Origin of the sequence: Xanthomonas sp. 3075, assembly GCF_014197275.1 — a bacterium.
In the GTDB taxonomy this organism is placed as follows: domain Bacteria; phylum Pseudomonadota; class Gammaproteobacteria; order Xanthomonadales; family Xanthomonadaceae; genus Xanthomonas; species Xanthomonas campestris_B.
The window spans coordinates 34,822-60,698 of the sequence record NZ_JACIFI010000024.1; the positions used below are offsets into that span (position 1 = coordinate 34,822).

At 66.4% G+C, this 25,877-nt stretch carries 21 protein-coding genes and 1 tRNA gene; 11 read left to right on the top strand and 11 right to left on the bottom strand.

The window, feature by feature from the left end:
- Nucleotides 1-143: 143 nt before the first annotated feature.
- Both GGR62_RS18060 and GGR62_RS18065 read left to right on the top strand, forming a co-directional pair.
- Nucleotides 144-1,802 carry a methyl-accepting chemotaxis protein gene (locus GGR62_RS18060; RefSeq protein WP_184409218.1) on the top strand — a complete coding sequence of 553 codons (1,659 nt, stop codon included), beginning with the start codon at nucleotides 144-146 and terminating at the stop codon, nucleotides 1,800-1,802.
- Nucleotides 1,803-1,813: 11 nt separating this feature from the next.
- The gene (locus GGR62_RS18065) at nucleotides 1,814-2,323 is read left to right on the top strand and encodes a chemotaxis protein CheW (RefSeq protein WP_184409219.1); all 510 of its coding nucleotides are present in this window, start codon (nucleotides 1,814-1,816) and stop codon (nucleotides 2,321-2,323) included.
- Between the two features lie 174 nt (nucleotides 2,324-2,497).
- Here the strand turns inward: GGR62_RS18065 and GGR62_RS18070 are convergent, their stop codons facing one another.
- The 5 genes from GGR62_RS18070 to rnd form a co-directional block, all read right to left on the bottom strand.
- On the bottom strand, nucleotides 2,498-3,583 hold the full coding sequence (locus GGR62_RS18070) for a sensor domain-containing diguanylate cyclase (RefSeq protein ID WP_184409220.1): 1,086 nt from the start codon (nucleotides 3,581-3,583) through the stop codon (nucleotides 2,498-2,500).
- A 211-nt stretch (nucleotides 3,584-3,794) separates the two neighbouring features.
- On the bottom strand, nucleotides 3,795-3,971 hold the full coding sequence (locus GGR62_RS18075; RefSeq protein WP_184409221.1) for a hypothetical protein: 177 nt from the start codon (nucleotides 3,969-3,971) through the stop codon (nucleotides 3,795-3,797).
- A gap of 150 nt (nucleotides 3,972-4,121) precedes the next feature.
- A tRNA-Ala gene (locus GGR62_RS18080) sits at nucleotides 4,122-4,197 on the bottom strand.
- Nucleotides 4,198-4,287: 90 nt separating this feature from the next.
- Entirely contained in the window at nucleotides 4,288-4,689 is a 402-nt protein-coding gene (locus GGR62_RS18085; RefSeq protein ID WP_184409222.1) for an H-NS family nucleoid-associated regulatory protein, read from the bottom strand.
- A 396-nt stretch (nucleotides 4,690-5,085) separates the two neighbouring features.
- Entirely contained in the window at nucleotides 5,086-6,177 is a 1,092-nt protein-coding gene (gene rnd, locus GGR62_RS18090; protein WP_184409223.1) for a ribonuclease D, read from the bottom strand.
- A gap of 148 nt (nucleotides 6,178-6,325) precedes the next feature.
- Here rnd and GGR62_RS18095 point away from each other — a divergent pair, with 148 nt between their 5' ends.
- Together GGR62_RS18095 and GGR62_RS18100 are read left to right on the top strand one after the other, a co-directional pair.
- Complete coding sequence (locus GGR62_RS18095) at nucleotides 6,326-8,140, top strand: formylglycine-generating enzyme family protein (protein ID WP_260306271.1); 1,815 nt, start codon at nucleotides 6,326-6,328, stop codon at nucleotides 8,138-8,140.
- 327 nt (nucleotides 8,141-8,467) lie between these two features.
- Entirely contained in the window at nucleotides 8,468-9,715 is a 1,248-nt protein-coding gene (locus GGR62_RS18100) for a virulence factor (RefSeq protein ID WP_184409225.1), read from the top strand.
- Between the two features lie 313 nt (nucleotides 9,716-10,028).
- Here the strand turns inward: GGR62_RS18100 and xseA are convergent, their stop codons facing one another.
- Both xseA and queG read right to left on the bottom strand, forming a co-directional pair.
- Nucleotides 10,029-11,366, bottom strand: coding sequence for an exodeoxyribonuclease VII large subunit (gene xseA, locus GGR62_RS18105; RefSeq protein ID WP_184409226.1), 1,338 nt, complete (start codon nucleotides 11,364-11,366; stop codon nucleotides 10,029-10,031).
- Nucleotides 11,367-11,420: 54 nt separating this feature from the next.
- On the bottom strand, nucleotides 11,421-12,488 hold the full coding sequence (gene queG, locus GGR62_RS18110) for a tRNA epoxyqueuosine(34) reductase QueG (protein ID WP_184409227.1): 1,068 nt from the start codon (nucleotides 12,486-12,488) through the stop codon (nucleotides 11,421-11,423).
- Between the two features lie 24 nt (nucleotides 12,489-12,512).
- Here queG and GGR62_RS18115 point away from each other — a divergent pair, with 24 nt between their 5' ends.
- The 6 genes from GGR62_RS18115 (at nucleotide 12,513) to GGR62_RS18140 (ending at nucleotide 20,216) form a co-directional block, all read left to right on the top strand.
- A complete protein-coding gene (locus GGR62_RS18115; RefSeq protein WP_184409228.1) occupies nucleotides 12,513-14,000 on the top strand; it encodes an NAD(P)H-hydrate dehydratase in 1,488 nt (495 codons plus the stop codon).
- A complete protein-coding gene (gene tsaE / locus GGR62_RS18120; protein ID WP_184409229.1) occupies nucleotides 13,997-14,497 on the top strand; it encodes a tRNA (adenosine(37)-N6)-threonylcarbamoyltransferase complex ATPase subunit type 1 TsaE in 501 nt (166 codons plus the stop codon). Before GGR62_RS18115 ends, tsaE begins: the two co-directional genes overlap by 4 nt.
- 70 nt (nucleotides 14,498-14,567) lie before the next feature.
- Nucleotides 14,568-16,277, top strand: coding sequence for an N-acetylmuramoyl-L-alanine amidase (locus tag GGR62_RS18125; RefSeq protein ID WP_184409230.1), 1,710 nt, complete (start codon nucleotides 14,568-14,570; stop codon nucleotides 16,275-16,277).
- 138 nt (nucleotides 16,278-16,415) lie between these two features.
- Nucleotides 16,416-18,284 (top strand): DNA mismatch repair endonuclease MutL, encoded by a 1,869-nt coding sequence (gene mutL / locus GGR62_RS18130; protein ID WP_184409231.1) that lies wholly within the window; start codon nucleotides 16,416-16,418, stop codon nucleotides 18,282-18,284.
- On the top strand, nucleotides 18,284-19,219 hold the full coding sequence (locus GGR62_RS18135) for a DUF1684 domain-containing protein (protein WP_184409232.1): 936 nt from the start codon (nucleotides 18,284-18,286) through the stop codon (nucleotides 19,217-19,219). Before mutL ends, GGR62_RS18135 begins: the two co-directional genes overlap by 1 nt.
- Before the next feature lie 31 nt (nucleotides 19,220-19,250).
- Nucleotides 19,251-20,216 carry a TraB/GumN family protein gene (locus GGR62_RS18140; protein ID WP_184409233.1) on the top strand — a complete coding sequence of 322 codons (966 nt, stop codon included), beginning with the start codon at nucleotides 19,251-19,253 and terminating at the stop codon, nucleotides 20,214-20,216.
- A 46-nt stretch (nucleotides 20,217-20,262) separates the two neighbouring features.
- Here GGR62_RS18140 and phaR read toward each other — a convergent pair whose 3' ends face one another.
- From phaR to gluQRS, 3 genes are all read right to left on the bottom strand, one after another.
- Nucleotides 20,263-20,829, bottom strand: coding sequence for a polyhydroxyalkanoate synthesis repressor PhaR (gene phaR / locus GGR62_RS18145; RefSeq protein ID WP_184409234.1), 567 nt, complete (start codon nucleotides 20,827-20,829; stop codon nucleotides 20,263-20,265).
- Nucleotides 20,830-20,988: 159 nt separating this feature from the next.
- Nucleotides 20,989-21,729: a beta-ketoacyl-ACP reductase gene (locus GGR62_RS18150; protein ID WP_184409235.1), complete on the bottom strand. Its 741-nt coding sequence runs from the start codon at nucleotides 21,727-21,729 to the stop codon at nucleotides 20,989-20,991.
- Nucleotides 21,730-21,814: 85 nt separating this feature from the next.
- Nucleotides 21,815-22,714, bottom strand: coding sequence for a tRNA glutamyl-Q(34) synthetase GluQRS (gene gluQRS, locus GGR62_RS18155; RefSeq protein ID WP_184409236.1), 900 nt, complete (start codon nucleotides 22,712-22,714; stop codon nucleotides 21,815-21,817).
- Between the two features lie 97 nt (nucleotides 22,715-22,811).
- Between gluQRS and htpX the strand changes: the two genes are divergently transcribed.
- Nucleotides 22,812-23,690, top strand: a complete 879-nt coding sequence (gene htpX / locus GGR62_RS18160; protein ID WP_184409237.1) for a protease HtpX — start codon at nucleotides 22,812-22,814, stop codon at nucleotides 23,688-23,690.
- Nucleotides 23,691-23,790: 100 nt separating this feature from the next.
- Here htpX and GGR62_RS18165 read toward each other — a convergent pair whose 3' ends face one another.
- Nucleotides 23,791-25,860, bottom strand: a complete 2,070-nt coding sequence (locus tag GGR62_RS18165) for an EAL domain-containing protein (RefSeq protein ID WP_184409238.1) — start codon at nucleotides 25,858-25,860, stop codon at nucleotides 23,791-23,793.
- Between the last annotated feature and the right edge of the window lie 17 nt (nucleotides 25,861-25,877).

A 25,877-nucleotide genomic window follows, 5' to 3' on the forward strand; every position in this document is an offset into this window, starting at 1 on the left:
TCATGTCTCAAGCGGGTTTTGCCGTCGCCGATAGCCATAAGCGATTGGTTAGACAAGCCGTATCGCAGCGATCGCGTAGCGCAGCACGCCATCTTCCTCCATGCAGCGCATGTCGCGCACCTCCTCCTTAAGAGAACTTTCCCATGTTAGGCAACCTCAGAATCGGAACCAGGCTCATTGCCGCCTTCCTGATCGTCTCGGCGATCGGCGTATGCATCGGCTGGGTTGGCTATTCCAACTCCGGTCGCATCAACAGTCTGGCCACCTCGCTGTACGAGCGTGAGTTGCTGGGTTTGTCGAACGTCAAGGAGGCCAACATCAACCTCATCTACGCCGGCCGCGCCCGTGCCAACCTCCTGCTGGCCAGTAGCGCCGAAGAGCGCCAGTCGCACGTGCAGAACATCGACAAATACACCGCCAAGGTGGTCGATTACATGACCCGCGCACGGTCCAGCTTCCAGACCGAGGAAGGCAAGAACAAGCTGGCGCAATTCGACCGCGCCTGGCAGAAATATCTGGACGAGCGCGGCCGCTTCCTCGAAGCCGCAAACCGCGAAGCATTGCGCCAGGCCGATCCGGACCTGGAGGCACTGTCCAACGCGGTGCGTGCCAGCTCGGATGAAGTGGATGCGCTGATGACCGACCTGGGCGGCCTGCGCGAGCGCAGCGCGGCTTCGGCCAACGCGGAAACCGACGCCATCCACACCAACAGTTCCAAGCTGTTGATCGCCATCATTGCTGGCGGCGTCATCCTCGGCGTCATCCTCGGTGTGGTGATCAGCCGCAGCGTCACCGGCCCGATCCGTCGCGCCGTGGCGGTGGCCAACAGTCTGTCCGAAGGCGACCTGACCATGCGCATCGAGGTGCAGGGCCGCGACGAAACCGCGCAGCTGCTCGAAGCGATGCGCACCATGGTGCAGAAGCTGTCGCAGGTAGTGGGCGAGGTCAATACCAGCGCCGAAACCCTGGCCAGTGCCTCGGAAGAAGTCAGCGCCACCGCGCAGTCGCTGTCGCAGGCCGCCAGCGAACAGGCCGCCGGCGTGGAAGAAACCAGCGCGTCGCTGGAGCAGATGACCGCATCGATCAGCCAGAACACCGAAAACGCGCGCGTCACCGATGGCATGGCCACCCAGGCCGCAAAGGAAACCATCGAAGGCGGCGAAGCCGTGGTCGCCACCACCCAGGCGATGAAGCAGATCGCGCAGAAGATCGGCATCATCGACGACATTGCCTATCAGACCAATCTGCTCGCGCTCAATGCCGCGATCGAAGCGGCGCGTGCCGGCGAACATGGCAAGGGCTTTGCCGTGGTCGCTGCCGAAGTGCGCAAGCTGGCCGAACGCAGCCAGGTCGCCGCCCAGGAGATTGGCGAGGTTGCCAGTTCCAGCGTGGAGCTGGCCGATCGCGCCGGCCGTCTGCTCGATTCCATCGTGCCCAGCATCAAGCGCACTTCCGATCTGGTACAGGAAATTTCGGCCGCGTCCGAAGAACAGTCTTCCGGCGTCAGCCAGATCAATTCGGCGGTCGTGCAGCTGAGCCAGACCACCCAGCAGAACGCCAGTGCGTCCGAAGAGCTGGCCGCCACTGCCGAAGAGATGAGCGCACAGGCCGAACAGCTGCAGCAGAGCATGGCGTTCTTCCGCCTGGGCGGGCAGGGGCCGGTCAGCACGCCGCCGAAGCGGGGCAAGGTCGCCGCCGCACGCCCGTCACGCACTGCGGCCAACAGCGGTTGGCGTCACGCGGCTGCGCCGGCCTATGCGATGTCCGAGGGCCCGGACGAAGGCCAATTCGCTCGCTTCTGAGAGACCGACCGATGACTGCACAGACCCCCGATGTGATGCCTGGCGACGCCGATGCGGCGGCCCAGTACCTGACCTTTCAACTGGATGGCGAAACCTTCGCCATCAGCATTCTTGGTATTCGCGAAATCATCCAGTACCGCACGCCGACGCCGGTGCCGTCGATGCCGGCCTGCGTGCGCGGCGTCATCAATCTGCGCGGTGCCGTGGTGCCGGTGGTGGATCTGCAGTCACGACTGGGCCGTGCCGATTGCACAATCGGCAAGCGCAGTTGCATCGTGATCCTGGCGACCGAGCAGGCGCAGGGAACCCAGGTGATCGGCGTGCTGGTCGATGCGGTCAACGCGGTGATCGAGTTGGCCGATCAGGATATCGAGGCGGCGCCGTCGTTCGGCACGCATATCCGCCGCGATCTGCTGCGTGGCATGGGCAAGGTCGGCGAACGCTTCGTCGTGTTGCTGGACATGGAGCAGGTGCTGCAGGTGGATGAGATCGCGGGCGGCGGCGACGCACTGGCCGCCTGAGCGCGGCCGGCAACGGAATGCGCAGAGCCTGTGCCGTGCAGATGTGCGCGGCACTCAACACCGGACACGGTGCATGCCGCCTTCCGGCAGGGGCCACGCTGTTCGGCATGCGAAGGCCTGCGGATGGCAACGCCAGGTTGCAGAGGTCGTCAGGGAGACGACGACATTGGCCAATCAGTCGTGCAGCTGCCAACCATCGAACCGCTGCACGCGGTTGCGTCCGCCGCGAATCGCGGTCTGCAGGGCATGCCGCGCGCGCGCCAGCAAGGTATGGCTGTCGTGCGCCTCGTTGGACGTGACCTCAACCAGGCCGGCGCTGATGGTCAGTGCGCCGGTCGGCCAGCTGGCCGCTTCGACTGCCCCGCGCACCGCGTCGATGGTGTTGGCCGCGTCCGGCGCCGAGGTCTGCGGTAACACCACGCAAAGCTGATCGCCCGCCAGGCGCGCCACCGTGGCGTGCTGCGGCAGGTGGGCTTCGAGGATCCGGGCGGCCTGCACACGCGTTGCGTCTGCGGCGGCCGCACCGGCCTGCAATTGCTGCCGTTTGAAGCCGTCCAGATCAATCAGCGCAAAGCTCAGCGGCAGCGGTGACGATGCGGTCGAAGGCTGTACGAGCGTCTGCATGGCATGCTCCAGGCCGTCGCGATTCCACAGCCCGGTGAGCGCGTCGCGCAGCGTGTCCAGTTCGACCAGCTTGGCCGCGTGCTGCAATTCGATCGTGCTGACGACCTGCCGTGCCAGCGCTTGCAATGCATTGCGTTCGGCCACCGACAGGCGTCGCGGCGTGCGGTCGAGCACGCATAGCGTGCCCAGCGCGATGCCGTTGGATGTCAGCAGCGGGGCACCGGCGTAAAAACGGATCTGCGGCTCGCCAGTGACCAGTGCGTTGTCGGCGAAGCGTGCGTCCAGGTGGGTGTCGCCGACTTCCATCACCTGATCGGGCTGCAGGATGGCGTGGGCGCAGAAGGACAACTCGCGCGGCGTCTGCCTCGGCTGCATGCCGACCTTCGACTTGAACCACTGACGCTGGGTATCCACCAGCGAAATCAGCGCCATTGGGGTCCGGCATACCGCAGCGGCGATCGAGGTGAAGGCGTCGTAGCCCGGTTCCGGTGCGGTATCCAGGATCTGGTAATCGTGCAGCGCGGCAAGCCGGTCGTCTTCGTTGGCCGGCTTGCGGGCGCCGAGGCCGGCATGTATCCCGCCGGGCAACAGCGTGGCGTGGACCAGGTTCAACGCTGGCGCGTCAGGAATCTGCATGCAAAGGACAACCGGAAAGGGCGCCGATAGCGCGATGAGTGTCTGGCAGCGGCGATGCCGATGTCGCCAAGCCGCAGCCCGGTCTGCCTCCAAACGATGAAGCAGCACGCGTCAGCCATCCAGCAACCGATGCGTGATCGAATGGTGCCATATCGGCCAACGGCGTGGAATGTGCGTGATGCATGCCGGTGCTGCAGCGACGTGGCAGGCGTTACTTGCCCTGGCCGGCATTGCCTTTCGGACGGCGGTTCTGTTCGTTATCGACTTTCAGGTCCTCGACCCCGGGACGCTGTTTGGCGACATCGTCCTGTTGACGGTCTTGCTGACTCTCGGTGACGCCGTGGGTGTTGTCGGCAGCCTTGTCGGGTTGGCGCTGGTCGTTGCTCATGGCGTGCGTCCGCTGTGAAGGTGGCAGACACGTTAGCGCGCACGGTGTGATCCCCGCGCCATGGCTGCAGGCGGCGCCGGCGACCAGTACCGTGCCTACGCAAAAAAGCCCCGGAAACGTGGTTTCCGAGGCCTTTGATGAATCATGCAATGGTGGAGCGGAAGGGGATCGAACCCTCGACCTTCGCGATGCGAACGCGACGCTCTCCCAGCTGAGCTACCGCCCCACGTGGTTTGATTCTAACCACATGCCGCGCGGTTCGCCAATGGCGTCCGGCGCCGACGGGCGGCGCCGTCACAGCGCGGCCCTGCAGACATTACTCGCGAACCAGCGGGAACTTGAGGTCCGGGTTCTTGGCCTTCCATTCCTTGTACGACACCGAGCCTTCCCAGGCCGCAAAGGCCTTCGGGGTACGGCCACGGCCGGACCAGGTCTCGCCGGTGTGCGGCAGTTCGTACTTGGGCTTCACTTCGCTGCGGCCGCTCTTGACCACTTCCTTGCGTGCACCGGTGGTGCCCAGGTAGGCGGCAATGTCGTTGCGCTGCTTGGTGTTGAAATGGCCGGCAAACTGCTCAAGCAGCGAGACGATGGTGGCATGCGCAGAGGATGCCTCGCTCGCGCGCTCGGTTTTCTCCTGTTCTTCCAGCTTCTGCAGCTCGTCCAGCAGCTTGGCTTTGGCTTGCGCGATGGAGTCCAGTTTCGAAGAAGTATTGCTCACAGAGGTATGGCCTCGGAATAAGGGTGGAGACGCTGCCCAATGGGCGCGCGTCATTATGGCATGCGGTCCGGGGGCGACCGCTGCGTGTGCACTGCTTGCACATGCGGCGACCAGGTCTTTTGCAAGGCCCGGTGGCGCACTGTCGCATTGTCCTGCCGGAGGCGGCAACGCCGGTTGGGCATGCCGCGATCCTTGCTGCAACGATACAGGAGCAGCAAGGACGCGATGCCAGACATCCTGTGATGTATGTCGCTGCAAGTCCGGCGTCGGCGCCGCACCGACGCTATCAATCTCTTTCGGCCTTCCGTGGGCCCGGCGTCGCAGGATCGGCGGTATGCACGAGCGACGCCAATGCCCGCATCGCTGCGCGCTTCGATCGCGGACTATCTGCCGGCATTACGCCGTCGCGTCGTCCAGCAGCGGCGTCAGCTGCGCTTCGAGCACCTCGCGGCGCCATTGGCCGAGTGCGGCAGGCCAGCTGCGTTGTTCGATCAGGGTTTCCAGGTGTCGGCGCGAGGCCAGGATGCCGTCGGGCAATTCCAGCTCGCGGCTGCGCTGGGCCACCGCATCCTGCAGGCGCTTGAGCGTGGCCTTGTTGCCGTCGGTGGCGGCCTGCGCCAGCGGCGCCTTGTCTTCGTCGGGCAGTGGCGTGTTGAGTGCGTCCCATACCGCAGCGGCGAGCTTGCGCGGCGCCTTGGGGAACTTGTCGAACTGGCGCAGCAAGGCGTCCAGATCGGCGGGCGGAAAGCGCGCCAGCTGGCTGGCCAGTTCGTTGTCCAGGATCCAGCTGCGCGGACGATCGCTCTGACGCGCCTGCAGGTCGCGCCAACGCAGCAGCCGCAGCAGCCGACGTTGCGCGGCAGGCTCCAGGAACTGTGCGGTGCGCAGGCTCACATGCGGCCAACGCTCGCCATCGTCGTGTTCGACCGTCGCGAGCAGGCGCTCGGCATCTTCGGCCAACCAGCCCAGGCGATCCTGCTCGGTCAGGCGGCGGGTGAGTTCGTCGTGGATGGCGAACAGGTAACGCACATCGTCGGCGGCGTATTCCAGCTGCGCCGGCGACAGCGGACGACGCATCCAGTCCGAGCGCGTCTCGCCCTTGGTCAGCAAGGTGCCGGTCACTTCCTGCACCAGTTTCTGATAGCCCATGCCACCGCCCACGCCGGCCAGTGCGGCAGCGATCTGGGTGTCGAACAACGGCCGAGGCAATACGCCGCAGGCGCACTTGAAGGTCACCAGGTCTTCGCTGGCGCTGTGCATCACCTTGACGATATCGGTGGCGGTCAACCACTCCCCGAGTGCCTCGTTCATGCCGGGAATCAACGGGTCGATCAGCAGGATCTCCTCGCCGATGGCCATCTGCACCAGCGCCAGTTGTGGCCAGTAGGTGCGTTCGCGGATGAATTCCGTATCCAGGCCAATGCGGGCCGGACGCGACGCTTGCAGGCGTTCAGTGAGCTCGGAGGGGTGGGTGATCCAGTGGGGCACGTGATTTCCGTCGACAGCAGGGGTTTGCGCAGAACGCGCAGAATAGCCTAACGTCGCGATCGCCTGTCGTGCGGCAGAGCACTGGAAGGAGCAGGTGGTGGGTGAGTGCGGTAACCGGATCGCAGCGTGGACATTGGTCGCGCTCAGCATGTGCGGCTGTTCGCGCGCACCGGCGCCTGCGCCTGCCGCTGCGCCAAAACCGGCGGCAGTGGAGGCTGCACCAAGCAAGCCGAATGTATCCATCGGCGGCGAAGAATCCGCCGAAACCGTGGCGCAATGGCAACCGCCTGCGGTAGAGCTTGGCGATGGGTCGCTCGCGCAGGCGCGCAAGCGTGCCGACCAGGCGCTGAAGGAAGATCGGCTGTTTCGCACCGCCGACGATGCGATTCCGCTGTATCTGGCGATCCAGCAACGTGCCGGTGGCCAGGATGCGGCCAGCCGTCGCGGCCTGGAGCAGGCGCGGCGCCGGTTGATCGAGCGTGGCGATGCCTTGATCGCGCAGACCGAGCGCCAGGACGATGCGCTGGAACAGGCGCGCGAACTGGCGATCGTGGCGTTGGCGCTCGCCCCACAGGACCCGAAGGTGCGTGGGCTGCAACGCGAGGTGGAAACTGCGCAGCGCGTGCTCGGGTTCAATCGCGCCGGCGAGGACGACCTGCGCGCCGGGCGCCTGGGCGAAGACGGTAATGGCGCGTTGGCGAATTTTCGCGATGCCGCGCAGCTGGATGCGGATAACCCGCGCACGCGTCAGGGGCTGGCGGCAGTGGAAAGTGGCTTGTTGGCGCGCGCCGAACGTGCGGCCGAGGTGGGCGACTTCATCGGTGCGCGGTATTGGTTGCAGATGGCCGGCCAGGTGCGCGAGCGCGCGCCCACCATGGCCGATGCGCGCACGCGCATCGAACGCATGCGTCGGGCGCAAATCACCGCATTGCACGACGCCGGGCTGCACGATCTGAATTCGCCGCGTGGACTCAAGGCTGCCGGCGAAAAACTGGCCGAGGTACTGCGTATCGCCGATCCGGGCGATCCGGTGGCGGGCGACCTGCGCCGTCGCCTGGAGCTGGCCACGCATTACGGCAGCTTCCGGCCCGGGCAGGTATTCACCGATGGGCTGAAAGTCGGCGGTCGCGGGCCGCAGATGATCGTGGTGCCGCACGGTGCGTTTCAGATGGGCGCAGGCGACGCCGAACCGGGTGCTTCGGACAACGAGCGCCCCGCGCATTACGTGCGCTTCGCGCGCGGCTTCGCGTTGTCGATCACCGAAGTGACAGTCGATGAATTTCGTCAATTCGTCCGCGCCACCGGCGCCCGTCCGCGTGCCACCCGGCGCGGGCATTCGGTGGTGTACGACGAGCGCAGCGGTAACTTCATCCGACGCAGTGGGGTGGATTGGCAATCGGACTACAACGGCGCGCAGGCCGCGCCGAACAGCCCGGTGATGCACGTCAGCGTTCGCGACGCCGAGGCCTATGCGAGCTGGTTGTCGGAACAGACCGGCCGCCATTACCACGTGCCCAGCGAGGCCGAGTTCGAATATGCGGTGCGCGCCGGCACCACCGGTCGCTATCCGTGGGGCAATGCCGGCTCGCCGCCGATCGATGCGGGCAACGTCACCGGCGGCAACGATGTCTCGCGCAGCGGCCGGCACTGGAACAACGGCTTCGTCGGATATGGCGACGGCTTCTGGGGGCCGGCGCCGGTTGGCAGTTTCCGCGCCAACGCCTGGGGCCTGCACGACATGGGCGGCAACCTGAGCGAGTGGGTGGCCGACTGCTGGCATGCCAGCTACCGCCGCGCGCCCGCCGACGGTGCGGCGTGGTTCAACCCCGGCTGCCGGCAGCGCATGATCCGTGGCGGCAGCTGGGCCAACTCCCCGCAGCAGACGCGCGCGGCATGGCGGCAGTCGCAGGATTCGGATACCACCAGCGCACGCATCGGCTTTCGCCTGGCGCGCGGCATCTAAAGCAGCCATCAAGCGACCAGGCACGGGGCGGGCGCGGACGCCGGCAGCGATGCGACCGACGGTGCTGCCCAGCTATCGCTGTGCTCACCCCGGGTGCGGGCAGGGCGTGACCGGCAATGCTGGTCAGTCAGTGAATGCCCGCGCCTGTTCGGTCGGCAGCGTGCGGCGCCTTGAGCGATGTTGCCTGCGATGTGCCGCGCGTGGACCTGCCTGGTCCGATCCACCGGCGCCGGCAGGCTTAACCGCAGCGAACACGTGCTGACAGGCGGCCGAACCGGGTGAGGGTGCGCAGGTCTAAGCTTGTGCGCTTCTGACAGGACTGCCGCGATGGGCTTGGGGATCAAGATGTTTCGTTGGGTGATGGCGGCGCTGCTCATTGGCGGCAGCGGCTACGCGGTGGCGCGGCATATGCAGGACGGCAATACCGCCGGGCATTATCGTTCGGTGGAGGTGATTCGCCCGGAAGGCGTGCCCAAGGCGATGGTCGTGTTGTTGCCCGACAGCGGCCATGCCCAGGATGGCCAGCGGCTTGCCGAGATGCTCAGCAACGACGGTGCGTTGGTGGCGGTGGTCGATACCGCGAGGTATCGCGAACGTGTGCGTTCCCACCACGCCGCGTGCAGTTCGCTGGCCGACGACGCCGAGCGGCTCGGCAAGAAGCTGCTGCGGGCCGAGCATGTGGATGCGTTCATGCCGCCGGTGCTGGTGGGGCAGGGCGATGGTGCGGTGCTGGCACGCCAGGCGTTGGCGTCGGCGGCGCCCGACGTGCTGGGTGGTGCCGTCGTCGCCGATGCGGGTACCAACGATCCGGGGCTGGCCTGCTCGCGCGACGTGCACGACGCCAATCAGGGCTTCCTCGATGATCTGGTCGACGATGCCAGCCCGATGCAGATCGCCGCCGCCACCAGGGACCACTTCCTGGCAGCGCAGGCGGAAGGCTTGGGCGATCTACCGCTGGTCGAATTGCACGCGCCGGGCAGCGACCGGCTGGTGGTGATGCTGTCCGGGGATGGTGGCTGGCGTGAACTGGATAAAGGCATTGCCGCGCAATTGCAGCAGCAGGGCGTGTCGGTGGTGGGCTGGAACAGCCTGCGCTACTTCTGGGCCAGCCGCACGCCGCAGCAGGTCGGTGCGGATCTGGATCGGGTGATCGCAACCTACCAGCAGCGTTGGCACATCCATCATGTGGCGCTGGTCGGCTACTCGTTCGGTGCCGATGTGCTGCCGTTTGCCTACCCGGACCTGTCGCCGCGACAGCGCGCATCGGTGCAGTTCGTGAGCTTGCTCGGCCTCGGCCACGAGGCGGATTTCAAGGTCCGCGTCGGTGGCTGGCTGGGCTGGCATAACGATGCCGAGCGCGACGTGGAGCCGGCGATCCAGTCGCTGGATCCGCATCGTCTGCAATGCATCTATGGCGATCAGGAGAAAGACACGCTGTGCCCGGAGCTACGTGCGCGTGGCGTGGAGGTGGTGGTGCGTCCTGGCGGGCATCATTTCGACCATGATCCAGTGGCGTTGGCAGGCCTGCTGATGCAGGGCTGGGAACGTGCGGCGCAGACGCCCAGTCACGGCTAAAGCGCGTGTGATGCACCTTTGACGCACCTTGAGCGGTGCGCGCGGTCTGTTGAACCCTCGCCCGGGCGGGCCGCCTGGGCGAGGCGTTGAATGGAGCGTCGGCGCGCCATCTGTCACGCCACGCGGCGATCGTCGGGCGGCCGCAGTCGGAGTTCTCACTGCGATACAGCGGGAACAACGCAAAGTCGATCACCGATACAGCTGCGTGGCGGCGATGGCGACCCGATACGGTGCCGCTGTCATCGCGGCAACGCGCAGGTGTGTTCTTCTCCGGTAGTCCGCAGCAAACCCGTGTAGACGTGATTCGTCGCCGTCAGTCGTCGCTTGATTCGACTCGCACGTCGATGCTGCCTTCGGCCAGCTGCGCGCGCAGGCGCTCGCCTGCCACCACATCGGTGGCGCTGCGCACCACGCGTCCATCGCCGGGGCGGGTGACGATGGCATAACCACGCGCCACCGTGGCCAGCGGGCTGACCGCTTCCAGCGAGCGCGCCACGCTGCGCAGACGCAGCTGGTCATGCTGCAGGCGCCGCTGCATCGCTGCCTGCGGATGCAGTGCGCGCAGCCGTTGCTGAAAGTTGGCCAGGTTGCGCTGCGGGTTATGCGCCTGCAGCTGGCCCTGCCCACGCTGCACGCGTGCCTGCAGCCGCTCCAGCACCTGGGTCATGCGCGCACGCAACTGGCGGGCGGCATCTTCCTGACGGCGGTGCAGCAGCTGCAGCCGCGCCTGCGGGCGATGCGCACGCAGGCGCAAGGCGAGCCGGTCGGCGCGCTGCATCGCGTTGCCCAAGCTGTGTTGTTGCAGCTGGGCAATGCGTGCATGCGCGCGCTGCACGCGCGCGACCAGCTCGCGCTGATCGGGCACCAGCAGTTCCGCTGCCACCGACGGCGTGGGCGCACGCACGTCGGCGACGAAATCGCTGAGGCTGACGTCGGTCTCGTGCCCGACTGCCGACACCACCGGCGTCTGCGCGGCGGCAATCGCGCGGGCCAGCCGCTCGTCGTTGAATGCCCAAAGATCTTCCAGCGAGCCGCCACCGCGCGTGAGCAGGATGACGTCGTAGCGCCCGGACGCATCGGCACGCTGCAGCAGCGAGGTGATCTGCGCGGCTGCGCTGTCGCCTTGCACCAACGACGGCAGCAGGTCCACCTCCAGCAACGGAAAGCGGCGCGCCAAGACACTGAGCACGTCACGCACCGCCGCACCGCTGGGCGAAGTGATCACGGCCAGGCGGCGCACATGCGCCGGTAACGGCTGCTTGCGTTCGCTATCGAACAGCCCTTCGGCGGCCAGGCGCGCCCGCAGTTCGTCAAAGGCGCGACGCAGGGCGCCTTCGCCGGCCTCTTCCATGTGATCGAGCACCAGCTGGTAGTCGCCGCGCGCTTCATACAGGGTGAGGCGTCCGCGCGCGAGCACGCGCAAGCCTTCGCGCGGCTGGAACTTCAGCCAGGTGCTCTTGGGCTTGAACATCGCGCAACGGATCTGCGCGCGGGCGTCCTTGAGCGTGAAGTACAGGTGGCCCGAGGACGGGCGGGTGACACTGCTCAACTCCGCTTCCACCCAGACCAACGGAAAGCTGCCCTCCAGCAGGTCGCGCGCCAGCGTGTTGAGCTGGCTGGGGGTGAGGATCTGTTCGTTGCGGTCGGCCATCGCCGTATTATCCCGCAGCGGCGATGCGCGTGTGTGAGCGCATCGGTCGGGAACTCACAGGCCGTGTTGCGCCAGCGCCCAGCCCACATGCTCGCGCACCAGCTCCGATGCATCGTGGCGACGTGCTTCCAGTGCCGCCAAGACGTCCGGCGTGCCGGGCGCATTGCCCAGGCCCACTGCGATATTGCGCAACCACCGCTGATGGCCGCTGCGACGGATCGGGCTGCCTTCGGTGCGGCGCAGGAACTCGTCCTGGTCCCAGGCGAACAGCTGCGGCAGTGTGGCCACGTCCAGGTCGTTGCGGGCGCGGAAGTCGGCTTCGTCGGTGCGCTGGGCGAACTTGTTCCAGGGGCAGATCAACTGACAGTCGTCGCAACCGAAGATGCGGTTGCCGATCGGCTTGCGCATCTGTTCGGGAATCGCACCCTCGTGTTCGATGGTGAGATAGGCGATGCAGCGACGTGCGTCCAGCCGGTACGGGGCGATGATGGCCTGGGTCGGGCAGATGTCGATGCAGCGCGTGCAGCTGCCGCAATGCGCGGTGGCCGGAGTGTCGATGGGCAGCGGCAGATCAAGATAGATCTCGCCCAGAAAGAACCACGAGCCGCCATTGCGATCGATCAGGCAGGTGTGTTTGCCGATCCAGCCCAACCCGGCATTGCGCGCCAATGCGCGCTCCAGCACCGGCGCGGAATCGACGAACACCCGATAGCCGAATGCGCCGATCTCGCCCTGGATACGCTCGGCCAGTTTCTGCAGCCGGTTGCGCATCAGCTTGTGGTAGTCGCGCCCCAGTGCATACCGCGCCACGTAAGCGCGACGACCATCGTGCAAGGTGTTCCAGGCTTCGCTGTCGTCCTTGCGGCCGTAATCCATGCCTACCGACAGCACGCGCAAGGTGCCGGGCACCAGCTCCTGCGGGCGCGAACGCTTGTCGCCGTGCTGGGCCATCCAGTGCATGGTTCCGTACAGACCTTCTTCCAGCCAGCTGCGCAGATGCGCCTCGTCCTCGCCCAGCTCGATGCCGGTGATGCCGCAGCGTTGAAAGCCGGCCTCGCGCGCAAGCGCACGGATGCGCGCGGCGGCGTCGGTGGGGTCGGGTCGGATGGAAACGGCAGACATGGCGACAAGTATAGAATTCCCGGCATGTATGCACCGCTCGATCTTTACGACACCGCCGCCGCGCGCAGGCTCGATGCGCAGGCCACCACGCTGCTCGGTGGCGATGGCTACACCCTGATGCAACGCGCCGGGCAGGCCGCCTGGCATGACCTGTTGCAACGCTGGCCGCAGGCACGCCGCATCGTGGTGGTCTGCGGCACTGGTAACAACGGTGGCGATGGCTACGTGCTGGCGCGCCTGGCGCAGCGGGCCGGGCGTCAGGTGCGCGTGGTGCATCTGCCCGAGCATGGCCCGGGCTCGGACCTGGCGCAGCGCGCCTGTACCGATTATCTGGCTGTAGGCGGGACGATCGCGCTGTTTCCGGATCCGCTGGCGCAGGCCGATGTCATTGTCGATGCGCTGTTCGGTATCGGTCTCAACCGCGCACCCGATAGCGAGACCTCCGGTCTGATCGAGGCCATCAATGCGGCCGGCGTTCCGGTGTTCGCGCTGGACGTGCCCAGCGGGATCGATGCCGATCACGGCGTGGCATTCGGCGCTGCGATACGTGCCGACGCCACCTTGCAGTTCATCGTGGCGCATGTCGGCTTGTCTACCGGCGATGCGCTGGAGCATGCAGGCACGCTCGCACTCGCATCGCTGGATGTCCCCGATGCCGCATTCGATGGGCTTGCGCCGGCTGCGCAGCGGTGGGACATCGACGCCCTGGCCGCGCAGCTGCGCCCGCGTCGCCGCAATACGCATAAAGGCGAATCCGGGCGTGTGCTATGTGTCGGCGGCAATGTCGGCAGCGGCGGCGCAATCATGCTCGCCGCCGAAGCCGCGTTGCGCAGCGGGGCAGGGTTGGTGCAGGTCGCCACCCGCGCCGAACACGTGGCGCCGCTGCTGGCGCGCTGCCCGGAAGCGATGGTGCGCGCGGTGCAGGCCGACGACGACATCACTGCATGGGCCGATAAGGCCGACGTGGTCGCACTGGGGCCGGGCCTGGGGCAGGATGCCTGGGCGGAAGGGGTGTGGCGCGCCGTGTTGGCGTCGGACACCGCCGTTGTCATCGATGCTGATGGCCTGAATCTGCTGGCCGCCAACGCGCTGCCGACGCGCGGCCCGCGCGTCCTGACTCCGCACCCCGGCGAGGCCGCTCGTCTGCTTGGTCTGTCCACCGCACAGGTCCAGCGCGATCGCCTGGCCGCCGCAGATGCATTAGCCAAGCGCTTCGACGCGGTAGTCGTCCTCAAGGGGGCCGGCAGCGTGGTCGCTGCGCCGCATGCGCTGCCGCGGATCATCGACGCCGGCAATCCGGGCATGGCGGTCGGCGGTATGGGCGATCTGCTGACAGGTGTGATCGCAGCCCTGCTGGCGCAGGGCTGGTCGCCCTTCGATGCCGCCAGCCTCGGCGCGTTGTTGCATGGCTGCGCCGGCGATGCGGCTGCGCGCGAGGGCGAGCGCGGCCTGCTGCCGACCGATTTACTGCCCGAATTACGTCGCCTCGCCAACGCCGGAGCCATTGCATGAATCAACTCGCCGCACACCTGGCCGACGCGCAGGCCACTGAAACCCTCGGCCAGGCGTTGGCTGCAGTGCGGCCTGGCAGTGCGGTCGTGCAACTGCACGGTGATCTGGGTGCGGGCAAATCCACGCTGGCGCGCGCGCTGTTGCGCGCACTCGGGGTCACCGGGCCGATTCGTAGCCCCACCTACACCTTGGTCGAGCGTTATCCGCTCAGCACCGGCGATGAAGCCTGGCATCTGGACCTGTACCGCATCGGCCACGCTGGCGAGCTGGATTTTCTCGGCCTGGACGAAGGCAGCGCGAGCCTGTGGTTGGTCGAATGGCCGGAACGCGGCGCAGGCGTACTGCCGCCGGCGGATCTGGACATCGAACTGGCCGTCGAAGGCGATGGCCGCAGCGTACAACTGCGGGGACGCAGCGACACCGGCCGCGACTGGCTGACGCGCATGTCGCGCCTGCCTCAGTTGCGATCCCTTTTTGCGAGCCAACAGGAGGAATGAACGCCAGGTTATGGATTATTAAGGGAAATTGCCTTGCAATTCACGCTGTTGGATGATTGAATCCAGCGCCATGACACCGGGGATCCGCCAAGTTTGTGTTTCCGCCCTGACCGCCAGCCTGAGCCTGGCGGTTTTTGCTGCATGGGCCGGGGAAATCAAGGGCGTTGGCGTCAGTACCGGTGCCACCGGGACGCGTGCGGAAATTCAACTCGCCGGCAGCGGCGGTTTCAAGACACTGTCGCTCGCCAATCCCAACCGATTGGTGGTGGATTTTCCCGATTCGTCGGGGATGCGTGGGCTCAAGCTGCCGGCTGCCGCTGGTCTGGTGACATCGGTGCGTACCGGTCAACCGGTCCCCGGCACCTTCCGGGTGGTCTTCGAGTTGGCAACGCCGGTCACGCCGCTGAAGCCGCAGATGCAGACGCTGGGTAGCGCTTCGACCTTGGTGATCGAGTGGCCGGGCGACCCGACGCCCGCCTCCAATGGCATCGCCACCACCACGATGGCACCTGCGATGCCCGCACCGCGTCCGGTGGATGCGCAAGCCGAAGCGGCGCGCGCCACTGCCGCGCTGGCCGCTTCCGCGCAACGTGCATCCGCAGCGCCGCCTGCACCGACCCCACCGCCTTACGTGCCCGCATCGGCAATGCCCAGCGTCACGCCGGCAGCGGTGCCGACCACGGTCGCCACCGGCGTGCCGACACCGCGTCCGGGTACCGCGACCACTGCGGTGACGACCAGCACGGCCGCACCGGCGAGCACCGCCGGCAACACGCCAAATCGCGTCACCGTCTCCACGGCTAACGCCTCGGCAGGCACCGCGATGGCGGGCAATGCCGCATCGCCCGCGGCCATCTTGAATGGCGGCAATGCGCCGTCTCGCGCTGCGTACGGAACCCCGATCGCCGCTGCGCCGACGACCGCGTCCGGAAACATCGCCGCTGCGGACGATGACGACATTCCGCCGCGTCCGGTGCTGCCCAGCGAGGCTGCGCGGGTCAAGATGGCAGCTGGCATGCGGCCGCTGATCGTGGCGATCGATCCCGGTCACGGCGGCCAGGATCCGGGCGCCATGGGCCCCACCGGCAAGCGCGAAAAGGACGTGACCCTGGCGGTCGGTCGTGAGCTGGCGCGCCAGATCAACGCCACACCCGGCATGAAGGCCTACCTGACCCGCGACAGCGACGTGTTCATTCCGCTGCCGATGCGTGCGCAGAAGGCACGCGCCGCCAAGGCCGATATCTTCATCTCCATCCACGCCGACGCAGCCGAGAATCGCAGCGCGACCGGCTCGTCGGTCTATGTGCTGTCAACCAAGGGCGCCTCCTCGCAGCGCGCACGTTGGTTGGCCGACAAGGAAAATGCCGCCGACCTGGTCGGCGGCGTGCGTTTGCAGCAGACCGAAAGCACGCTGGCCAATGTGCTGCTCGATCTGGCGCAGAGCGGCCACATGAAGGCGTCCGAAGACGCGGCAGGGCATGTGCTCGGCGGCCTCAAGCGGATCGGCAACAATCACAAGCCGCAGCTGGAACGCGCCAACTTCGCGGTGCTGCGTACCTCCGACATGCCGGCGATGCTGGTGGAAACGGCGTTTATCTCCAACCCGGATGAAGAACGCCGCCTGATCGATCCGGCCTACCAGCGCAAGATCGCCTCGGCGGTGCTGGATGGCATCGATACCTTCTTCACCCGCCAGCCGCCGCCGGGCACCTTGTTTGCCGCGCGTGCGCAGGCCGAAGCCGATGCTGCCGCCGGCACCGTGGCCGGCGGCAGCCGCTAAGCCGCTCGGCTATCATTCCGTATTGATTCCCTGGATGACGGCGCTCGCGCGCCGCCGGATTGCCGTGCCGACGTCTGTCTTGCCTGTTACACCCTCGCTCTGTCGCATGTTGTGCGTCCACCGCGCGAGCCTGCGCTGATGGCGATCCGCCAGCTGCCCGAGATTCTGATCAACCAGATTGCCGCCGGCGAAGTCGTCGAGCGGCCCGCTTCCGTGGTCAAGGAACTGGTCGAAAATGCACTCGATGCCGGCGCCACGCGCGTGGATATCGAGCTGGAAGAAGGCGGCGTGCGGCTGATCCGCATCCGCGACAACGGGGCTGGCATCACCCCGGACGAACTGCCGCTGGCGGTGTCGCGGCATGCCACCAGCAAGATCGCGTCGCTGGACGATCTGGAGACCGTCGCCACGCTCGGTTTTCGTGGCGAAGCCCTGCCGTCGATCGCTTCGGTCAGCCGCTTCACCCTGATCTCGCGTCGCCACGATGCCGAGCATGGCTCCGCGCTGGAGATCGAAGGCGGGCGCCTGGGCGAGGTGATGCCACGTGCGCACGCGCCCGGCACCACCGTCGAAGTACGCGAGTTGTTCTTCAATGTGCCGGCGCGGCGCAAGTTCCTGCGTGCCGAGCGCACCGAACTCGGGCATATCGAAGAGTGGCTGCGTTCGTTGGCGCTGGCGCGGCCGGATGTGGAGTTGCGGGTTTCGCACAACGGCAAACCCTCGCGTCGCTACAAGCCGGGGGATCTGTATTCGGATGCGCGACTGGGCGAAACGCTGGGCGAGGACTTCGCGCGGCAGGCCTTGCGCGTGGATCACAGCGGCGCCGGTCTGCGTCTGCATGGCTGGGTCGCGCAGCCGCATTATTCGCGCGCCAGCACCGACCAGCAGTATCTCTACGTCAATGGCCGCTCGGTGCGCGATCGCAGCGTCGCGCATGCGGTCAAGATGGCCTATGGCGATGTGCTGTTCCATGGTCGTCAGCCGGCCTACGTGCTGTTTCTGGAACTGGACCCGGCGCGCGTGGACGTCAACGTCCATCCGGCCAAGCACGAGGTGCGCTTCCGTGAGGCGCGGCTGATCCACGACTTCGTGTACCGCACCTTGCAGGACGCGCTGGCGCACACGCGTGCCGGCGCGACGCCGAACGCCATTGGCAGTGAAAGCGCGGGATATGCGACAGCCCCGCAGATCGGCATGGGCAACAACAGCCCGGGCTACGGCGCCGCAAGGGGTCATGCAGGCGGTGCGAGCGGTTATGCAGCCTGGACACCATCGCAGACCCCGCTGGGCCTGCGCGTGGATGAAGCGCGTGCCGCCTACAGCGCGCTATACGCACCCTCGTCCAGCGATGCGCAGCAGCAGTCCACAGCGATGCCCAACGGTTCCGGCACCGGCCTGCCGCAGACCGCTGCAGACAGTGGTGTGCCGCCGCTCGGCTACGCGGTCGCGCAATTGCACGGCATCTACATCCTGGCCGAGAACGCCGAAGGCCTGATCGTGGTGGACATGCACGCCGCACACGAACGCATCGGCTACGAGCGGCTCAAGAACGCGCACGACAGCATCGGTCTGCACGCGCAACCGCTGTTGGTGCCGATGACGCTGGCAGTGGGCGAGCGCGAGGCCGACACCGCCGAGCGCGAAGCCGACACGCTGGCCAGCCTGGGCTTCGAGATCACCCGTGCCGGCCCGCAATCGCTGCATGTGCGCAGCATTCCCGCGCTGCTCGCCAATGCCGAACCGGAGGCGCTGTTGCGCGATGTGCTCGGCGATCTGCGCGAGCATGGCCAGAGCCGCCGCATCGCCAGTGCGCGCGACGAACTGCTTTCCACCATGGCCTGTCACGGTGCGGTGCGCGCAAATCGCCGCCTCACCGTGCCGGAAATGAACGCGTTGCTGCGCGATATGGAAATCACCGAGCGTTCGGGTCAATGCAACCATGGCCGGCCGACCTGGGCACGGTTTACGCTGAGCGACATCGATCGTTGGTTCCTGAGGGGACGTTGATGGCCGTGCGCAGGGAACGGTGGTGGCTGCTTGGCATGCTGGTGGCGACGGCGCTGGCCGGGTGCGGACGCGACGCGCCGCCGCCTGCCGCGCCGGTCGTGCCGGACAAGACATTCCTGGCCGACAACACCGCCTGGCGCGATGGCCGTCTGCAAGAACTGCGTGCGCCCGATGGCTGGACCAGCCTGGTCGGCCTGCACTGGTTGTCGTTGAAGGCGCATTACATCGGCAGCAGTGCCGATAGCGGCATCAGGCTGGCGGTCGGTCCGCCGAAGATGGGGATGGTGTCCAGCGAGGGTGGCGTGGTGTGGTTCGTGCCCGAGCGTGGCGCTGCGCTGACCGTCGATGGCAAACCGCTGACCGGCAGGATCCGTTTCCACTCCGATCTCGACCCGCAACCGACCTTCATCCGTTTCGATGACGGCAACGGTGTGCTGAGCCTGATTCATCGTGGCGATCGTGACGCGCTGCGGGTCAAGCATGCCGACGCGCCATCGCGGACTCGCTTTGCCGGCCTGGAGTACTGGCCGGCCGATCCATCCTGGCGCATCACGGCGCGCTATGTGCCTAACGCGGTCGGAAAGACCATTCCGATCGTGGACATCGTCGGCATCAGCAGCGAGCAGGCCAATGCCGGAGCGATCGTATTCGAGCGCGACGGCAAGTCGTATCGGCTGGAAACCATCGGCGCACCGGGGCAGCCGATGTTCGTGGTCTTCGCCGATCGCACCAGCGGGCATGGCAGCTATCCTGCTGGGCGCTTTCTCGACCTGGATGTGGCCGATGCAGCGGGGCAGGTGGTGGTCGATTTCAACCGCGCCTACAACCCGCCGTGCGCGTTCACCCCATTCGCGACCTGCCCATTGCCGCCGCCGGAAAACCGCATCGATCTGGCGGTGACCGCAGGCGAAAAAGCCTACAAGGCGCCGCACTGACGTGACCGGACCGACACGGTTGAGAACCGACATGGTGAATGCAACGAGGCGCGCCCGTTTTGCCACCTGGTGCAGCGGCGCACTGATCGCCGTGGTGTTATGGAGCGGGGCGAGTGCGCCAGCCTGGGCACGTGGCGCCAGCGACGCAAGCATCGGACCGCCGGTGCCGCTGTTGTGGAAGGTCGATGGCAAGGGTGGCACGGTCTATCTGCTCGGCTCGTTCCATCTGCTCAAGCCCAGTGATTACCCGCTGTCGCCGGAGGTGATGCAGGCCTTCGCCAAGGCAGATCGGCTGGTGTTCGAATTGCCGCCAGCCGACGCGCAGTCGCCGGAATTGGGCAGCCGCATGCTGCAGGCGGCGCGACGCACCGACGGACGCCGGCTGCAGGACGTGCTGGATGCGAAGACCTGGCAGGCCTTGACGAGGTATGCGCGCAAATACGGCATGTCGATCGACCACCTGCAGCCGCTTGAACCCTGGTTTGTGGCGTTGACCATCAGCCTGGCGCAGATGAGCCGGCAGGGCATGGATCCGAACGCAGGGCTGGACCATTACCTGATGGATCAGGCACAGGCCCGGGGCAAGCCGGCCGATGGGCTGGAGCGTGCCGACGAGCAGATCGCCTTGCTCGATGGCATGTCGCCGGCCGAGCAGCATCAGCTGCTGGAAGAGTCGCTGGACGAGGCCGATGCCGGCGATCAGCTCCGCCAACTGCATGCGGCGTGGCGCAACGGCGATGTGCAGACGCTGTCCACGCAGATGGCCGAGGACATGCGGCGACACTATCCGGCGCTGTATCAGGACATCAACGTCGAGCGCAATGCGCGCTGGGTTCCACGTCTTGAGCAACGGCTCGGCAAGGGCAGCGGGACCACGCTGGTGGTGGTCGGTGCGCTGCATCTATTGGGGCGCGATGGTGTGGTGGAGCGCCTGCGTGCACGTGGTTACCACGTGGAGCGTATCTGCTCGGCCTGCGAGAAACCGGCCCGCCGCTGAGGTCTGCCATGCCCGAAGCGCGTCACGCTCCGGGCGCAGCGGTCGCTCATCCGCGATTGCGGGCCTTTCCGGTGGTGCTGCCAGAGGTTCCATGCGTGCCGGTGCCCATCGGGCCGCTGCCCATGCCGCCCGAACCCGGCGGGGTCGGTGGCGTACCGGGGCCGCCCGGACGTCCGAAGCCGGCACCGAAATTGCGCTGGAATTCCTGCCAAAGCTCCAGGTTGCGCTCGGTCAGCTGGTTCATCATCGCCCAGGGGGTCTGCCCGAGCAGGTTGCCCATCTGCTGGCGGAACTGTTGCTGCTGGTCCAGGAACACCTGCATGCTGCGCTCCAGGTAGTTGCCCATGAAGCCCTGCAGCGAGTCGCCGTAGAAGCGGATGATCTGACTCAGCAACTGGGTCGACAGCATCGGCTCGCCGTCCTGTTCGCGGTCGGCAATGATCTGGAGCAGCACCGCGCGACTGAGGTCTTCGCCACTCTTGGCGTCGCGCACTTCGAATTCTTCGCCGTCGATGATCAGTTGCCGCACGTCTTCGATGGTGATGTAGCTGGAAATTTCCGTGTCATAGAGACGGCGGTTGGGGTACTTCTTGATGATGCGAAGTCCGGCCATGGAGCGTTCACTCACAACGATAGTGCGCGCAGGATGGCGCACCGCAGCAGCCCTTGCAACAGCCAGAAGGCCTTATTTTCTTAAGCAGACATCAAAAAAATGCTGCGCAGCATGATTTTTAAGGAAATTTCATGCTGCGATGCAAAGTTGCAGCAAACGCTACCATCCCATGTGATGGCCGCCGTTGATATCCAGATTGGAGCCGGTGATCCAGGCGGCCTCTTCGGCGACCAGAAACGCCACCGCATAGGCGATCTCTTCCGGCCGCCCCAGCCTGCCGGTGGGGATGTCGGCGACGATCTTGGCGCGGACTTCCTCCGGCACCGCCATCACCATATCGGTGGCCACGTAACCGGGCGAGACCGTATTGACGGTCACCCCGAACGCTGCATTTTCGCGCGCCAGGGAAATGGTGAAGCCATGCATGCCGGCCTTGGCGGCGGCGTAGTTGGCCTGGCCGTACTGCCCCTTGAGCCCGTTGATGGAGCTGATCTGGATCACCCGGCCCCAGCCGCGCTTGCGCATGCCTTCGATCACCGGGCGGGTGACGTTGAACACCGAATTGAGGTTGGTGTTGATGACCTCGTGCCACTGCTCGGCGGTCATGCGGTGGAAGGTAGTGTCGCGGGTGATACCGGCGTTGTTGACCAGCACTTCGATCGGCCCCAGCGAGGCTTCGACGTCGTCGACCAGCGCGCGCGCATGGTCCGACGAAGCCACATCGCCACGAAACAAGGCGAATTCATAGCCCTGCGCCTGCATGCGCTGCTGCCACGCCTGCGCTTTTTCTTCGCTGCGGAAGTTGCTGGCGACCCGATGACCCTGGTCGGCCAGACGCTTGCAGATGGCGGTGCCGATACCGCCGGTGCCGCCGGTGACCAATGCGACGCGAGATGTCATGACGACTCCAAATCGAAAGAAAGCCTGGGAGCACGCCGGGCGCTGGCGCACGCGCCGTCCCGGATGCCGGTTCTGGGAGGCAATTCTAGTCACGCGCGCGCTGTGATGCGCGTCCGCTAGCGTCCTGACTGTGCCTGCGCGGCAGCCGCTGGGGCGAAAAATGCTGCACGGCATGCTGCAGCACCGTGTCGATGCCGGCGTGCCTTGGCAGCGCGGCTGGCAGCTGGCCCAGTGCGGCCCAGGCCGCGTGCAGCGCCGGCAGCGGGTCGGCAGGGTCCAGCGCAGGCGCAGCGTGCGACTTGGACAGCTTGCGGCCCTCCTCATCCAGGATCAGCGGCAGGTGCAGGTAGTGCGGCTGCGGCAGGCCCAGCGCACGCTGCAGCACCAGCTGGCGTGGCGTGGAGTCGAGCAGGTCGGCGCCGCGCACCACATCGGTGACGGCCTGTGCGGCGTCGTCCACCACCACCGCCAGCTGGTACGCCCAGTAGCCATCGGCGCGGCGCAGCACCACGTCGCCCACCTGCGCGTAGACGTCCTGCACCACGCGGCCTTGCAGCCCGTCGTCGAAGCTGACCGGCGCCTGTGGCGACACCCGCAGGCGCACCGCGCGACGCGCGCTGAGCGGTGCCACGCAGGCGTGGTGGATGCCGCCCATGCCTGCCAGGTCGGCACGGCTGCAACTGCATTCGAAGGCCAGCCCGGCGTCCAGCAGCTGGGTGAGCGCGGCGGTGTAGTGCGCGTGCCGATCGGACTGCCGGATGACCGGAAGGTCCGAGGTCAGCCCGAATGCGGCCAGGGTGCGCAGTTGATGGTCGGAGGCGCCCGCTTCGGCGCGGGGCGGGTCGATATCCTCGATGCGCACGCACCACTGCCCGCCGGCATGCCGGGCAAGCAGCCAGCTGCCGAAGGCTGCCAGCAGGGAGCCGAAGTGCAGGAGGCCGGTGGGGGAGGGCGCGAAGCGGCCGCGGTAGGTGGGCGATGGCATGGGCAACTGAATCGTCGGTCAGGTGCTTGCTTGATTTCAAGCGCCAACGGCCGCAAATCCGTTGCAGTTGATTGCACATCAGTGGAGCCAGTGCGCCATGTTCAACCGCATTTTCCTGTTTCTGTTGACCAACTTTGCGGTGTTGATGCTCGCCAGCGTCGTCATGTCGGTGCTGGGCGTCAATCCCGCGCAGATGACCGGCCTGTTGGTGATGGCCGCCATCTTCGGTTTCGGCGGCTCGCTCATTTCGCTGCTGCTGTCCAAGTTCCTGGCCAAGCGCAGCACCGGCGCGCAGGTGATTACCGAGCCACGCACGCCGACCGAGCGCTGGCTGCTGGACACCGTGCGTCGTCAGGCCCAGGCCGCCGGTATCGGCATGCCGGAAGTGGCGGTCTACGAGGGCCCGGAGATCAACGCCTTCGCTACCGGTGCCAACCGCAACAACGCGCTGGTGGCGGTCTCCACCGGCTTGCTGCAGAACATGAGCCAGGACGAGGCCGAGGCGGTGCTGGGCCACGAGGTCGCGCACATTGCCAATGGCGACATGGTGACCATGGCGTTGCTGCAGGGCGTGCTCAATACCTTCGTCATCGTGCTGGCGCGCGTGGTCGGCGGGGTGATCGATGCCGCGCTGTCGGGCAACCGTGAGGGCGGGCGCGGCTTCGCGTACTACGTCATCGTGTTCGTGCTGGAGATGGTGTTCGGCCTGTTTGCGACGATGATCGCGATGTGGTTCTCGCGTCACCGCGAATTCCGCGCCGATGCCGGTGGCGCGCACCTGGCTGGGCGCAGCAAGATGATCGCGGCGCTGGAGCGGCTGTCTCTCAATCACGGCCAGAACACCTTGCCTTCGCAGGTGCAGGCCTTCGGGATTTCAGGTGGTGTGGGCGATGGTTTGCGCCGGCTGTTTCTGAGCCACCCACCGTTGCCCGAGCGTATCGCCGCGCTGCGCGCGGGCAACGGTACTGCGATGTAAGTCGGCTGCCTGCTCGATGCGCGATCGCAACAAAAAACCCGCTGCGTGCGGGTTTTTTGTTGCTCACTCCATCCGGCCTTCACAGCCTGCCAGTGCTGCCTCAGCCGAACTCGTAGTTCATCGCCAAGCCGGTCGGCGCGACGAAGTCGCCCTGTACATAGTCCACCCCGGCACTGAAGAAACTGCTCATCGACTGCGCATCGGCCACGAATTCGGCCACGGTCAGAATGCCGGCCGGCTGCGCGCGTGAGGTGATTTCGCGGATCTTTTCCTGGCTCTCGCGGGCCGAGCCAGCCTCGCCGGTGATGCCGCGATCGAGCTTGAGGAACGCCGGCTGGAAATGCGCCAGCAACTGGAACGAGTCCAGGCCCGAGCCGAATTGTTCCAGCCCGACCTTGCAGCCCATCGCCGACACCGCCGCCAGAAACTGCTGGGCATTGCGCAGATGCGTGAACACCTTCGATTCGGGCGTCTGCAGCCATAGCCGTTCGCCAGGCACGCCGTACACCGCCAACTGCTCGCGGATGGTATCGATCATCTGCGGGTCGGAGAACGAGTTGGGCCCGATCCGCACCAGCAAGTGGGTCGTGTGCCCGGCGCGTTGCCGCTCGCCCAGCTGGCGGATCGCGCGCGCGACCACCCAGCGATCGATCTCGGTGATCAGGTCGTGCTCTTCGGCAATGGCCATGAAAGCGTTCGGCGACATCATCTCGCCGTTGCGTTCCAGGCGCAGGAACGCCTGATACAACTCCAGCGGCTCGCCCTGCAGATTGAGCACCGGCTGGTAATGCAGCACGAAACCATCGCCCGCCAGCGCTTCGCGTAATTGCTCCACCCAGCGCTCGATACGCTCTTCCTCGGCACGGTCGGCTGCGGCCGGGTCGTAGATGCTGATCGCGTTGCCGCCGAGTTCGGTGATGGTGCGCACCGCCTCGGTGCCGCGGTTGAGCACCTGGCCGATGCTGGCGATCTTTTCGCCGATCTGCACCCCGCCAATACTCACCGTGACCGTTGCCGAGCGCACGCCGATGCTGAAGACGTGCTGGGCAAAGGCATCGCGCAGCAACTCTGCCAACGCATGCGTACGCGCGTAATTGCCGTCCATCAACAGCGCAAAGCTGTGCTCGCCGAAACGGGCGGCAACGACGCTGGCATCCAGCACGCTGGCCAAGTGGGTGGCCAGGGCAGCAATCAAGGTGTCGGCCGAATCCAGTCCGATCTCGGGCAGGATGCGCGCGTAATGATCCGGCTCGATCAGCAAAAAGCCGGACTGGCCCTCGCTACGACCGGCGCGTGCCACCGCCTGTTCCAGCGCCACCATGAAGGTGGGTCGGTTAAGCAGGCCAGTGACCTGGTCACGCTGACGCAGGTCTTCGACCTCGCGCGCCAGTTCCGGGTCGAACTCTTCGCGGCGTCGGAACACCACCTGGATGCAAGGCTCGCCTTCGTAGGTGGCCGTGGCGAATTCCAGCGTCGCCGGGAAGGTGTCGCCTTCCAGCCGGCGCGCATCCACCTTGTACTGGGCCGGTGGCGGCTCGCCCTTGGACATGGACTTGAGCAATTGCTTGAAATCGTCGACGTACTGCGCGGCGATCATGTCCAGCAGCGACACGCCCTCGACATCGTCGAACGACTCGAAGCCGAACATCTCCAGGTACGCCTCGTTGGCACGGATATGCATGCCTTCGTGCACGTAGGCGATCGGGTCGCGCGAGGAGGCGATCAAGGCGTCGCAACGCCGCTCGGTCTCGCGCATCTGTGCCTCGATGCGGCGCAATCCGCGCCGCGCACGCAGGTCGGCCCATTCCGAGCGCACCAGCGCCAGCAGGTGTTCTGGGCGATGGCGCAGCGCGATCGCGCGGATGCCGTGCGCAGCGGCTTCGATCAACGCGTTCTCTTCGAGCCGCTCGGCCAGCAGGATGATCGGGATGTCCTTGCCGCTGCCGGCGATACACTGCTGCAGCACCGGCATTGGAATCTGCAGCGCCTGTCCGTGCAGGGCCAGGTCGATCTGGCCGGAGAGCATGCCGACCAGTTCTTCTGGTGTTTGCGGTCGTGACGGACGCACTGCAATGCCGCCGTTGCGCAACGCGGTCACGATCGCCTCCGCGCCTTCGACACTGTCGTCGACGATCATCAAGCGGAGGGTGAGATCTTTGCTTTTTTGCATGCGCTACTTCCTGGAGA